Origin of the sequence: Campylobacter gracilis, from assembly GCF_001190745.1 — a bacterium.
GTDB lineage: Bacteria > Campylobacterota > Campylobacteria > Campylobacterales > Campylobacteraceae > Campylobacter_B > Campylobacter_B gracilis.
The window spans coordinates 1,996,255-2,008,542 of sequence record NZ_CP012196.1 but is presented as its reverse complement, the minus strand read 5'-3'; the positions used below and the strand labels follow the sequence as shown (position 1 = coordinate 2,008,542).

Here is a 12,288-nt window from a genome sequence, read left to right as displayed (position 1 = left end):
ATAAGATGTTGCGTGGATTTTTAAAACCCACGCTTTGCAAATTTTGTGTCTTGAAATTTTATCCATAAAATTTCACGTCGTAAAATTTTATGAAATTTCCCCCACAAGAAAGAGGTGTTGCCGTCTGTTTACCGCAGCCTGATATAATCCCCACATCGAAATTAGAACTCCTTTCAATAATCGGCGAGACCTGTGTGGGTCTCGCTTTTTTTATGCCCGTTAAATTTGGATTTTCGGTAAATACTCGGTAACAATTTGGTAAAATTTTAGTATTTTTCAGCCTATTTTAAGCATATAATTTGTCATTTTGTGCTACTATTGCGCTTACAAACTTTTAAAGGAGTTCAAAATGAAACTAGTTAAACTTAGTTTAGCGGCAGCAGTCGCTGCAGGTGCTCTTGCTATGAGTGCAAGTGCTGTTCCGTTAGAGGAAGCTATCAAGGACGTGGATCTAAATGGATACGCTCGTATGCGATATACCCATGACCACCTTAAAAATGAAACAAATAGCAATAAGGGCGTTTGGGAATTTAAATCCGAAGTAGATTTCAAAGCTAAAATCGATGATAACTTCTTTGGAGTAGTGGGCGTTAGGTTCTTGGATAGAGATAATGGCGAGTCGCTTTCTTCTTCAAATAGCCAATATCATGGTGCACAAAATCCAAGCGACAAAGATTCTGATTTCGATATCGCTAAAGCTTATTTAGGATACACTATCGGCGGTACCACTATTGCAGTCGGTCGCCAGGGCATAGGTTCGTTCTTTACCGATGATATGTATGGAGACGGTGTTAAGATTACTAGCACCGATATCGAGGGCTTGACAATTAGCGGCTTTTGGATGGATTCTTTAGAGAATGATGGAGATATTTCAAGCCTTGATTGGGGCGCAGCGGTAGATAATAAACTAACTACTGATCATAATCTATACGGTATAGGATTTATGGGCTCATACGATCCAGTGTCTTTCCAGCTATGGTATAATGCTCTAGAGGACGTAGCACAGCTTTTCGCCGCAGAGTTAGCTCTAAACTTTGATATCTCTGATGATTTCAATCTCGGTGTAAAAGGTCAGTACGCATTCTCTGATTTTGACGGCGATTATAAAGATGCGGGTGCTAGTGATGCAGACTTCTGGGCAGCAGAGGCTAATGCTGGTTTCTTTGGCGTTGATTTAGCTGCAGGTTATTTAAAATTTGAACCTGATGATAAAGATAAAGTTTCTTTTGTATCTTTTGAAGATCAAGGCTCTTTCATTAGCCCGGGTGAAGAGTTGTTAGACTATAGAAACTTTAGTGGCGAAAATCACTACTGGTATGTAGTAGCAGGCTATACTATCCCTGATACTGGTATCAGAATCGGTGCCGATTACCTAGATGGTAAAGCAGATGGTGATAATGCATATGAGGTAGTAGGTAGAATTTCTTATAAATATAATGAAAAGCTAAGCTTCAAAACTTGGTATTCTCACTATAAGATTGACGATGCTGCTGGCGGTCTTGATGAGAAAAAAGATCGCATCAGATTTGAGGCTAAATACAGCTTCTAATTATTTACCTTATACGGGTAAAATTAGGGCGAAGCTTTTGCTTCGCCCTTTTTAAATTCTAAATCAAGGTTTTCTATGAAAATTTTTAAAATTTCTTTTTTAGCATGTTTTTTTGCCTTTAGTTTAAATGCCGCGGATAAAGCAAGTGATGACACGTATGTATTCGAAGCCAAAGGTGAGTTTGCCAAAGAGCTAAAATCCCTGATCGAAAAGCATTCTAAAGATGAAAATGTAACCGTAAATATCTACAAAAATACCCCCAATGCCAAAGGCAACATTATAGGCGGTGGCACAAAAATAAATCGTAACATCAACTATATCAAGGAAAAAGGTAAGGTAATCTACGATGCTAACTGTGCTTCTTGCCACGGCTCAGAAGGACAGAAGCGCGCCTATGGCAGCTCTCGTAAGCTAAAAGATCTAAGCGCGAAGGAGATTGCAATCGCGATCTCAAGCTACACCTCTGACGGGCAATATGGCAAAAAGATGAAGTATATTATGCAGCCTATCGCTGCCAAAACCACCGCTGAAGAAGTTGGCTATATCATCGGCTATCTAAAGGGCGACGATGAATTCTTATATGATAGTCCATCTCGTGCTAGTGGCAACACTGAAATTTCGACTGCCCCTAGCGAGCAGGGCTCGTATTTAAAATAAGGAGTGCAAATTGAAAGTGGCAATAGTTTTAGCTAACGGATTTGAGGAGCTCGAGGCGATAAGCATCATTGATATTTTAAGACGTGCAGATATTGATGCTCTAGCTGTGGGGTTAGAGAAAAAATGCGTTCACGGTACGCACGGCATTGAGCTTGTGGCGGATGAAATTTTGGATGATATTAAGGTGTCTGAATTTTCTATGATAGTTTTACCGGGAGGCTTGCCCGGTGCGGAGAATTTAGCCAAAAGCGAGAAGCTCGGTAAGATTCTACGTGACTTTGATGCAAATAATACAAAAATTGGCGCAATATGTGCTGCTCCGTGGGCGCTAGCTACTGCAGGTGTGCTAAAAAGCTCTTACACTTGCTATCCAGGCTTTGAAAATCAGATCGCTCACCCAGGCTATACAAATGCGGCGAATGTCGTAAAAGATCAAAATATAATGACTTCGAAAGGTCCAGCTACTGCGATGGAATTCGCACTACAAATCGTCCGCGAGCTAAAAGGCGAGCAGGTTTATTTCAAGCTAAAATCCGATTTGCTTTTTAAATAAAATTTCAAGTGAAGGCCGATTCCAACGCGCTTTATTTTATCGCTTGTAAAACGGGGCGTGCTGATTTTGCCACGCCTGAGAACTACAAATTTTATCTTACTCTGCACGTATAAAATAACCGCAATATTTATTCTGAGTATCCGTAAACGACGAATGAAATTCTCGCGACTCAAATTTTAAATCGAAAAACGCAAAAGACCTTGTGCGTGACAGATGAAATTTTATTGGAGTAGTTGCTATTAAAACCAAATATTAACATCACGACGGCGTGGAGCGCGAGTATGAAGGGATATATTCTAGGCGTGGGCTCTCAAGCAGAGATCCCCGAGCTGAATAAATTTCAATGCGGCACCTTCGCGATGCACTCGCTAGCTGAAGCTAAGCAGATTGCTCAAATGTGCTAAATAAGAGTATCGGCGTGACCAAAAACGACGAGATCGCGCTGGGTCTAAATTTGATCAAATAGCGACGTCAATGCGTCAAGAGGCAAAACGGCGCAGTTTTTGAAGGTTTTGTTGGCAAAGCACAGATCTATCGGGAAGCATATAAAGCTTGTAGCGCGCGACGAAAGTGTTATTTAGAATTCCTAAAAAAGGATAAAATTTAGCGCTTCTTTAAAATATCGTTGTTTAATAATGTTGCGCTGCTTTGTATCGTTTTGATAACGCGGTCTTTAGAATTTTGCATTTTGTCGGGTGTAGGTCTGTGTGCGATCAAATTTACGCGCCCGATTTTCGCCGTGAAATAAAAAATCCCCAGTATCGTCGCGTTTAGAAATACTCCAAAATATATCCGTTCTAATCCCCATATCCCTATGCTGGCGGCATGAATAGGCACAAAAATTATCGCGACTAAGATCGGATAATAATCCGAAATTTTATTTTTGGCAAGGATTACGGTCGTAACGATGGCGTATGCAATGAGCGTAAAAGGAGAGATAAGCAAGAGTGCAAAAAGCGCGTTTATGCGCTGATAATCTTCATGCCCGATTAAGACGCAAAAACTACAAAACGCGAGCGTTATGAGAAAAAATAAAGGCAAAATCCACCGCGTTTTCACGCCACGCCCTTTAAGCAGCGATAAAAAGAGCAGATGAGAACCCAGCGCAATACAATAATAATCAAATATAACTGATGAGCTTAGAAACGTGAGCGGTATGGCGAGCAGTGCACCCGGCCCGTCAAAATATACCCCACTAAACATGAGCCACGTGATAAAGAGCATAAAAGCATGTTTCAGACCCGCATAAGTGGCGCAAACACAGATACTAACGAAGATAAATCGTATAAATTTGCTCATTTGCCTTTTTCCTAAATTTAAGTGATTATAGCAAACTGCGACAAACGAACGGCGCAAAATTTTAAATTTAGCCGTGCGCTCGCCGAATCCACTGCCGATCGCGAGCTCATGCGCAAGAGAACCCGCTAATGTCTTCGCATTATTTTATCCACGTCCGCGCCCCAAGATAAAATTCATAAATTCTAAATCCGTTTTGCGTTATCATTGCGCTAAATTTAAAATTTTACGCAAAGGGGATTATATGAAAAATACGGCATTCATCACGGGCGCTACGAGCGGCTTTGGAGAGGCGATTTCTAGGGCGCTTAGTGCGCAAGGCTATAAGATCGTTGCGCTTGGACGCCGCAAGGAGCGGCTACAAAAGCTAGCCGGCGAGCTAGGCAATACGCACATTATCGCCGCGGATATTCGCGATAAGGCTGCGGTGTTTGATGCCGTAAGCGCGCTGCCTGAAAATTTCAAAGACGTCGAAGTGCTCGTAAATAACGCAGGGCTCGCGCTCGGGCTTGAGGGGATCGCGCAGACGCCCGTAGAGGATTTGGAGACGATGGTCGATACGAATATCAAAGGCGTGCTGTATTCGACCAAGGCGGTGCTGCCGCTGATGATCGCGCGCAAAAGCGGCTATATCTTCAATCTCGGCTCGACTGCGGGCGCGTGGCCCTATCCGGGTAGCCACGTTTACGGCGCGAGCAAGGCGTTTATCAAGCAGTTTAGCCGCAATATCCGCAACGATCTGCGCGGCACGGGCATCCGCGTGACGGAGATCGCGCCGGGAATCTGTAAGAGCGAGTTTAGCGAGGTGCGCTTTAAAGGCGACGTAGCGCGCGCCGCGGCCGTGTATGAGGGGGTCGATGCGATCCTGCCAGAGGACATCGCGCAGATTATGCTAAGCTGCCTAGCGATGCCCCATCGCGTAAATATCAATGTCGTAGAGGCGATGGCGACGCAGCAGAGCTGGGCCGGGCTTTTTATCGAAAAGCATTAAATTTTAAGGCTAGAAAATGAAAAAAATTCTATTACTAATGTTTTTATCGGTTGCCGCGTTTGCGGTGGATGACGCGACCAGGCAGCATAACGCCGAGCTTTTCGGTATCTGGACGCTGGTGCCGCCCGTCGTGGCGATCGCGCTTGCCTTTATCACCAAAGAGGTGATCCTGTCGCTTTTCATCGGCGTTTTTAGCGGCACCTATATGCTTGCAGTCGTCGGCAACAATCCGATCTCCGCGCTTGTGGGCAGCTTTACGGATCTGGTCGCGCGCGTGGTGGGCTCGATGGCTAGCAAAGGCAACGCGGGCGTGCTTTTACAGGTGCTTTGTATTGGCGGCGTGGTCGCTCTGATTAGCAGGACGGGCGGCACGAAAGCCGTAGCGCTTTGGATTAGCAAGCGCGCGAAAACTGGTATCTCAGCGCAAATTTCAACGTGGATTATGGGCCTTTTCGTATTTTTCGACGACTACGCAAATGCTCTGATCGTAGGCCCCGTTATGCGGCCGATTACCGATAAATTTAGAGTTAGCCGCGAAAAGCTCGCTTTCATCATCGACGCTACCGCCGCGCCGATTGCCGGTATCGCGCTAATTTCTACCTGGGTAGGTCTTGAAGTCTCTCTGATAAGAGCGGGATATGATCAGATCGGCGTGCAAAACGTAAATGCTTTCTCGATCTTCGTGCAAACCATGCCCTATCGCTTCTACAATCTTTTCATGCTCGCTTTCGTGGTTTACGTAGCGTTCATGCGTAGAGATTTCGGACCGATGCTCTCAGCCGAAAGGCGCGCGGCGAGCGGCGAAATTCACTCCAAAAATTCTAACATCGCCGAGCTCGAAGATAAAACGCTAGAGCCCAAAGAGGGGATCAAGCCGCAAGCTTCAAACGCCGTTATCCCGCTTATAGTGCTAATCTGCGGTGCGTTTGCGAGCTTTTATTTTAGCGGGCTAAGCAAGCTTGAGGGCGATGCTCTCGCGGCCGCAAAAGCCTCTCCGCTAAGCTTTGCGACGCTTCAGGCGACGTTCGGCAACGCAAACTCGTCGGTCGCGCTTTTCCAAGCGGCGCTTCTTGCTACGGTCGTGTCTATATTTATGAGCGTTTATCGTAAAATTTTTGACGTCAGAGAGGCGATCTCTACGTGGATCAAGGGGTGGAAGACGATGATCGTCACGATCGTGATCTTGCTGCTTGCATGGTCGCTCAGCTCGGTCATCAAAGAGCTCGGCACGTCGCGCTATCTAGTCGATATGCTAAGCCAAAATACGCCGAAATTTTTGCTTCCGGTAGCGATTTTCGTACTGGGCTCGTTCATTAGCTTTTCGACGGGCACTAGCTACGGCACGATGGGAATTCTAATGCCGCTAGCCATACCTTTGGCAAACGCCGTGGGACTTCACTACGGGCTTTCTGGCGATGCGCTTCACGCCTATATGATCGTAAATATCTCGGGCGTACTTACGGGCGCGATTTTCGGCGATCATTGCTCGCCGATTTCGGATACCACGATCCTTTCGTCGATGGGCGCGGGCTGCGATCATATCGAGCACGTAAAGACACAGATGCCTTACGCTCTATCCGTCGGCGCGGTCGCCGTGGTAGCGGGCTATCTACCCGTAGCGCTAGGACTTAGCGTCTGGATCGCGCTGCCGATGGGGCTTGCCGTTACGTGGGCTCTCGTGCGATTTGCAGGTAAAAAGATAGAGGAGTAGCTCCCGCAAATTTTAAATTTGCTTTTAAATTTTGAATTCCGCAGCGATGCGGAATTCTACTAGGCAAAATTCTAATCTGCCTCGCGAAATTTCACTCCGCAGAATTTCACCGCGCAAGTAAAATTTTAAAACGAAATTTCAAAAAGCGCGAGCAAATTTTAAAAGCTGAATTTTAACTGGCTGCGTTAAAACGGCGCGTGCGCCCGCAATTTAAAATTTTTAAAGTAAACGGGTAGTAAAATACCGATAAATTTCAAACAAGGAGAATGAAATGAAAAATCCTAAGATGTTCCTCTGGGGGGGGGGGGGGGTGTTAGCTGCTTTATTAGTAGGCTGCGGTGACGATACCGAGGTAAAGACTAAGGAGTATTACGACGCGCATCTGGACGAAGCCAAAGAGGTTTTAGCGAAGTGTGATTTCAATACCCTTAAAGACGGAAGTAGCTCATATAAGAATTGCGTGAACGCTAAAACGGTCGTAGAGGAAAAGAGTATGGCGTATTCGGTTGAGTATTATAGGAGCCATTTAGACGAAGCTAAGGCTATCATAGAAAAATATAAAGAGAAAGTTCCAGCCGATGAAAATAGTGTCGAAGCTGTTAATTTAAGGCATGCCCACGACGCTGTTTTCTTGAGCAGATCCAAGAATCGTCTGGTAATACCGGATGCTCCACGTTCAAACTAAAATCTGCGCCTTCGGTGCAGAGTAAATTTGCCCTCCACGGCGCTGAATTTTGTGGTAAAAATCTCGCCTGCGAAATGATACGGCGCAAAATCTTGCTTTACGGATTTTGGAATTTCAAATTTTAAAGCCTGCGAGCTTTTGACTACCGCAGAAAAGACTTACGGGCTTCGCGACACCTTGAAATTTAATCATTTTAAAATTTACGCCGCGCGGCTAGTCTAAATTTCACTCGGCGGCGGTGAAATTTCGCAGTGCGGCATGCTAAATTTCACGATCTCACATGCCGCTAGTCAAATTTTCTCGGCGGCGGTTTGCGCGGCGCGCTAAATTTTAAACTCGCGCGCGCATTTTATCCGCGCCCTAGTCTAAATTTAAAATTTCAAATTTGCGGCGACAGTTCGTGCGGCGTGAGGCAACTCCTGCAAACAGCGATCTCGGCTCGCGCTATGAAATTCAAAGAATTAGTGGCAACGGCGGCGCTTGGCTTGCGCTATGCGGTTTCAAGTCGTACGGCGGCGTTGTGCGTTAAATTTTAAATTTACGTGCCGGACAGCGGAAGGCAGCATTTGCCCCGTAAAATTTTAACTTTCGCGCGTCGGACGACGGCTAGGCACTATTGCTTGCGCGCTGCGCTAAGCCGCTTCTAAATCATCAAGCCGAGTTAAATTTTTTAGCGCGCCGAAATTTTAGTCTATGCGGCACGATTTACGAAACGGCGAAATTTTAAGTCTGCGCTACGATTTACGATGCGCCAAAATTTTAACTTTCAAGGCACGATCTGCGATGCACTAGAATTTTAATTAAAATTTTAATTTGCGTGGTGCGATCCGCGATGAACAGGAATTTTAATTTGACGTGATTTATGACGCACTGGAATTCCACTGCGCTACGGATCTACGACGCACGGGCGCGTAGCCTAGCCGATCCCTCGCATCGCATCGAGCCGCTTTAAAAATAGTTCTACCTTGCGTAACTGCGCCGCATTTAGCGCCCTACCCGAGCAAAAATATTCCACGCTGTTGCCGTTTGGATAATTCACTCGCGAAATGCCCGTTCCTTCGCCTCTCGGCTTAAATTCCAAGGACAAATCCGCGCCGCCTCGAGAATAAAGCTTGAGCTGCGAATTCGCATCTACGGCGCGCGGCGACATGCGGCGTTTGTCTTCGCCGCACTGCTCTACGTCGTGCGCATCGCCTGCCGACCCTCCGCCGCTCTTGCAGCACTCTTCTGCATTATTTTTGCCGACATAGCTTTCGTTGCCCCCTCCTGCGTCCTGCTCGCTGCGAGCGCTTTTATCGACCCCCTCGTCTTGCTTGCTCTTACCCTTTATGCTCTGTCTGCCGCCTGCGTCTCGCCCTTCCGCGTCAAATTTGTGGGCTTGCGCCGATGAATTCGTATCAAATTTTGCGTCGCCGCCCGCGTTAAATTTAGCCGCCCGCGAGGGCAAATCCTCGCCGCGTGCAAGCTTTAGCCCTCCGCCCAGCTCGCTAGCTAGGCGGTTTAGCGTGCCGTCGATACCGTCGATGATGCGCACGTGCGGAGGCAAAATTTCGCGCAAAACGTCCTTGAAATAGTTAAAATGTGTGCAACCAAGCACCAGCGAGCCAAGGCGCGCGAGCTCAAATTTAGCCAGTTCCTCGCTCAGATACGCCCGAACTGCAGGCGAGTCAAACTCCAAGTCCTGCGCAAACTCCACGAGGCGGGGTAACGCCAGGCTCCACGTCTCGCACTCCAGCCGCCCAACGAGGCGTGCGAGCTTCTCACCCGAGATCGTTAGCGGAGTGGCGATGAGCAGCGTCGGGCGCGCGCCGAAGCTGTCCGCGGCGAGCTTGACGGCGGGCTCCATGCCGATGACGGGCACGCTAAATGCACCGCGAAGCTCCGAGATAGCCGCGCTCGTGGCGGTGTTGCAAGCAACGACGACTCCGTCCGCGCCGCGCGAGACCAGAAATCCTACCGCATCGAGGCTTAGCCGCACTATCTCGGCCCTACTTTTCGTGCCGTAGGGGACGTGATCCTCGTCGGCAAAATATAAAAACTCCGCTCCGCTAAACCGCTGCAAAGCCTCGGCAAGCACGCTAAGCCCGCCGATACCAGAGTCAAAAAAAGCTATTTTCAAATCTTTATCCGAGGTTAAATTTCAAAAAAGGGATTATAGCTCAAATTTGCGTAAAATCTAAATTTTTGAGCGGGTTTGGCGGATCCCAGCCGTTAAATTATCGCCGCCTCGTTAAAATTCGCGGCAAATTTAATCAATTTCTCAGGGGGGGGGGGGGGTAGAATTAGCCAAATTTTACCCAGAAAGGATACTAAATGAAAAAATCGCTATTTGCGTTAGCATTTACCGCTTGCTTTGCGTTAGGAGCGTCCGAGCTTGAGACGCTAGAAAAAGAGTGTAATGACGGCAATATGGAGTCTTGCCTTAGAGCCGCTTTACAATACGAAGATAATACTAAAACACTTAAGCTGCTTGAAAAAACCTGCGACGGCGGATATGAGCCAAGTTGCCTTGTAATGTCGATCAGAATGATGCAAGAAAATCCTAAAAAAGGCATCGAATATCATGAAAAAAGATGCGATGCGGGAGACGCTACTTATTGTGGACTATTGGGATCAATGTATAGTGACGGAGATGGGGTTGAGAAAGATATATCAAAAGCGATAATCTACCATGACAAAGCTTGCAATCTAGGGCAAAAGCTATCAGCGCTATCATGCAGTATGTTGGCAGAGATGTACCGTAAAGGAGACGGTGTAAAAATAAATTTAATGAAAGCGGCGATTTATGATAAAAAAGGTTGCGACATAGCGGATGAGCTAGCGAGTTGCTATAATTTTGCGCTATTTAACTACAACTCTAACGATAAAAGTAAAGCTGCGCAATACTATAAAAAAGCTTGCGATCTGGGCAAAAATAAAAATTCTCTTTTTATGAATCCGTCAGAGTTTAAAGAACTTTGGCAAAAATCCTGCGATATGTATGAGCTGTTAAAATAGCGCGCCGAGCTGCAGCTGGTTCAATATATGTCGACTGCGGCTTAAAATCCTGTCGCGTTTAAATTTAAATCGCGGCGGTGACCACTAAACTCAACGATAAAATTTTAAATTGATCGGGCGATCTTGCGGCAGAATTTAGCGTAAATTTACACGGATCCTGCACTGATTTTGACGCGAGCAAAGCGCTAAAATAAATAGGCAGGTTTGTTACAAGCAAAGGCGCGCCAAAAGCATAGATTGGTACGTAGCAAAATTTTAAGTTAGGATTATGGAGACCTTATACGCTTCGCCTCTGCAAGGATCAAGAGAAAGTAGAATTGTGATGTTGGAATTTACGCAGTCGTAAATATAAAGCTTAGCGTCGATTTTTTGATTCGGAATTTAGAATTTTAAAATTCCTAGAGCTTCGAATCTGGCGCTGAGCCTTGAAATATCGTAGCGATAGAATTTTAAAATTTGCCGCCGCATCGCTTTAAAAATCTTGCTTGAAAATTTTAATTACGCAGCGTAAAATTTTTCATTTCTGCTGCTGCGCTGCGTTTTTCTATAAAAATTTTGCTCTTTTGCTCTGGTGCTGTGTTTTCGTCGTAGAATTTCGCGACTTTTTACGGCGCAGAATTTTTAGCGCGAAGTTCCTCATTATTTTTGCTTGTTAAAATTTAAGCGATAAATCCCACGATATTAAATTTGCACGGCATAAGGCTCTTGTTGCTCCACGCCACTTTGAATCAAAATGAGATAAATTCTACGTGGCGCAAAAGGCGCCCGATTAGGCTTTACGGCGTCCTTGCATACTGCGCAAAAGCGCGATCTCCTCCGCCCAGAGGCTATCGTCGATGGTTTCTAAAATCAGCGGGATCTCGTCGATGTTCGGGTCGTTCATGATGTTTTCAAATGCCCCAAGCCCCAAAAATCCGCGTCCGAGGCTCTCGTGCCGATCTTTGCGCACGCCAAGCTCGTTTTTCGTGTCGTTTAGGTGCATGCCGCTTAAAAATTTATAGCCGATCGTGCGGTCAAACTCGCTCATCGTGCGCTCATAGGCCTGCCGGCTGTGGAGGTCGTATCCTGCGGCGAACGCGTGACAGGTGTCGATGCAGACGCCGATGCGATCTTTGTTTGAAATTTTATCGATCACGTAAGCAAGCTGAGCGAAATCATAGCCGAGATTGGAGCCCTGGCCGGCGGTATCTTCGAGCACGAGCTTGACGCCACTAGTGTTTGCGATGGCGAAATTTAGCGACTCTGCGATATTATCCAGGCACACTTGAGCTGAAATTTCATTTAGATGCGAGCCCGGATGAAAATTTAGCAACCTAAGCCCGAGCGCTTCGCAGCGGCGAATCTCGTCTATGAAGGCGTTTAGGGACTTCTCGCGCTCCGCCTCACGCGGATGGCCCAAATTTATGAGGTAGCTGTCGTGCACCAAGACATGCTCCGCGCGGATGCCGCTTTGTTTCAGTGCATCCTTAAACGCGGCGATCTCCTTTGTGCTAAGTGGCGGCGCATCCCATCTGCGCTGATTTTTGACGAACATCGCAAACGCGTCCGCCCCGATCTTTGCGGCGTTTAACGGCGCGTTGGAAACCCCGCCGCTAGCGCTCACGTGCGCTCCGATCCGCTTCATTTTACCTCCTAAATTTTATTTTGCGCCGCCCGCGGCAAATTTCATCAACCCTAGCTGCGCGCGAATTTTATAATTTTAAATGCGCGTTTTTTCTTTCGCACATACGCGCTGTTTGGTAAATTTCGCCGCAAAGAGCCGGCGCAGAGCGCCAATAAAACCGCGCCGTTTGCACAACTTAGGCGGCTACCCCGCCGAGTAATGAAATTTTGATCTTCGCGCTGTGTT

Annotated in this window: 11 protein-coding genes; 8 read left to right on the top strand and 3 right to left on the bottom strand. The window is 46.7% G+C overall.

Features of this window, described 5'->3' with window-relative positions; all coding sequences use genetic code 11:
• Nucleotides 1-349: 349 nt before the first annotated feature.
• The 4 genes from CGRAC_RS09995 (at nt 350) to CGRAC_RS12960 (ending at nt 3,163) form a co-directional block, all read left to right on the top strand.
• Nucleotides 350-1,549, top strand: a complete 1,200-nt coding sequence (locus CGRAC_RS09995) for an OprD family outer membrane porin (RefSeq protein WP_005871017.1) — start codon at nt 350-352, stop codon at nt 1,547-1,549.
• Between the two features lie 75 nt (nt 1,550-1,624).
• Entirely contained in the window at nt 1,625-2,206 is a 582-nt protein-coding gene (locus CGRAC_RS09990) for a c-type cytochrome (protein ID WP_005871018.1), read from the top strand.
• Nucleotides 2,207-2,216: 10 nt separating this feature from the next.
• Nucleotides 2,217-2,759, top strand: coding sequence for a DJ-1 family glyoxalase III (locus tag CGRAC_RS09985; protein WP_005871021.1), 543 nt, complete (start codon nt 2,217-2,219; stop codon nt 2,757-2,759).
• A gap of 281 nt (nt 2,760-3,040) precedes the next feature.
• On the top strand, nt 3,041-3,163 hold the full coding sequence (locus tag CGRAC_RS12960) for a hypothetical protein (RefSeq protein ID WP_407637287.1): 123 nt from the start codon (nt 3,041-3,043) through the stop codon (nt 3,161-3,163).
• Nucleotides 3,164-3,362: 199 nt separating this feature from the next.
• Here CGRAC_RS12960 and CGRAC_RS09980 read toward each other — a convergent pair whose 3' ends face one another.
• The gene (locus CGRAC_RS09980; protein WP_040303927.1) at nt 3,363-4,058 is read right to left on the bottom strand and encodes an LTA synthase family protein; all 696 of its coding nucleotides are present in this window, start codon (nt 4,056-4,058) and stop codon (nt 3,363-3,365) included.
• A 241-nt stretch (nt 4,059-4,299) separates the two neighbouring features.
• On the opposite strand from CGRAC_RS09980, the gene CGRAC_RS09975 reads away from it, so the two are divergent.
• The 3 genes from CGRAC_RS09975 (at nt 4,300) to CGRAC_RS09965 (ending at nt 7,442) form a co-directional block, all read left to right on the top strand.
• The gene (locus CGRAC_RS09975) at nt 4,300-5,046 is read left to right on the top strand and encodes an SDR family NAD(P)-dependent oxidoreductase (protein WP_040303930.1); all 747 of its coding nucleotides are present in this window, start codon (nt 4,300-4,302) and stop codon (nt 5,044-5,046) included.
• A gap of 16 nt (nt 5,047-5,062) precedes the next feature.
• The gene (locus tag CGRAC_RS09970; protein ID WP_005871030.1) at nt 5,063-6,757 is read left to right on the top strand and encodes a Na+/H+ antiporter NhaC family protein; all 1,695 of its coding nucleotides are present in this window, start codon (nt 5,063-5,065) and stop codon (nt 6,755-6,757) included.
• Nucleotides 6,758-7,067: 310 nt separating this feature from the next.
• Nucleotides 7,068-7,442, top strand: coding sequence for an EexN family lipoprotein (locus tag CGRAC_RS09965; protein ID WP_115587560.1), 375 nt, complete (start codon nt 7,068-7,070; stop codon nt 7,440-7,442).
• A gap of 916 nt (nt 7,443-8,358) precedes the next feature.
• Here the strand turns inward: CGRAC_RS09965 and murI are convergent.
• A complete protein-coding gene (murI, locus tag CGRAC_RS12630; RefSeq protein ID WP_005871037.1) occupies nt 8,359-9,561 on the bottom strand; it encodes a glutamate racemase in 1,203 nt (400 codons plus the stop codon).
• Nucleotides 9,562-9,755: 194 nt separating this feature from the next.
• Here murI and CGRAC_RS09950 point away from each other — a divergent pair, with 194 nt between their 5' ends.
• Nucleotides 9,756-10,439: a tetratricopeptide repeat protein gene (locus CGRAC_RS09950; protein WP_005871039.1), complete on the top strand. Its 684-nt coding sequence runs from the start codon at nt 9,756-9,758 to the stop codon at nt 10,437-10,439.
• Between the two features lie 769 nt (nt 10,440-11,208).
• Here CGRAC_RS09950 and nfo read toward each other — a convergent pair.
• Complete coding sequence (nfo, locus tag CGRAC_RS09945) at nt 11,209-12,063, bottom strand: deoxyribonuclease IV (RefSeq protein ID WP_005871045.1); 855 nt, start codon at nt 12,061-12,063, stop codon at nt 11,209-11,211.
• Nucleotides 12,064-12,288 lie beyond the last annotated feature (225 nt).

Excerpts from the sequence above, each read along its gene's own strand:
- CGRAC_RS09995 (WP_005871017.1), top strand. The coding sequence starts at position 350 with ATGAAACTAGTTAAACTTAGTTTAGCGGCAGCAGTCGCTGCAGGTGCT.
- CGRAC_RS09990 (WP_005871018.1), top strand. The coding sequence starts at position 1,625 with ATGAAAATTTTTAAAATTTCTTTTTTAGCATGTTTTTTTGCCTTTAGT.
- CGRAC_RS12960 (WP_407637287.1), top strand. The coding sequence starts at position 3,041 with ATGAAGGGATATATTCTAGGCGTGGGCTCTCAAGCAGAGATCCCCGAG.
- CGRAC_RS09980 (WP_040303927.1), bottom strand. The coding sequence starts at position 4,058 with ATGAGCAAATTTATACGATTTATCTTCGTTAGTATCTGTGTTTGCGCC.
- CGRAC_RS09975 (WP_040303930.1), top strand. The coding sequence starts at position 4,300 with ATGAAAAATACGGCATTCATCACGGGCGCTACGAGCGGCTTTGGAGAG.
- CGRAC_RS09970 (WP_005871030.1), top strand. The coding sequence starts at position 5,063 with ATGAAAAAAATTCTATTACTAATGTTTTTATCGGTTGCCGCGTTTGCG.
- CGRAC_RS09950 (WP_005871039.1), top strand. The coding sequence starts at position 9,756 with ATGAAAAAATCGCTATTTGCGTTAGCATTTACCGCTTGCTTTGCGTTA.
- nfo (WP_005871045.1), bottom strand. The coding sequence starts at position 12,063 with ATGAAGCGGATCGGAGCGCACGTGAGCGCTAGCGGCGGGGTTTCCAAC.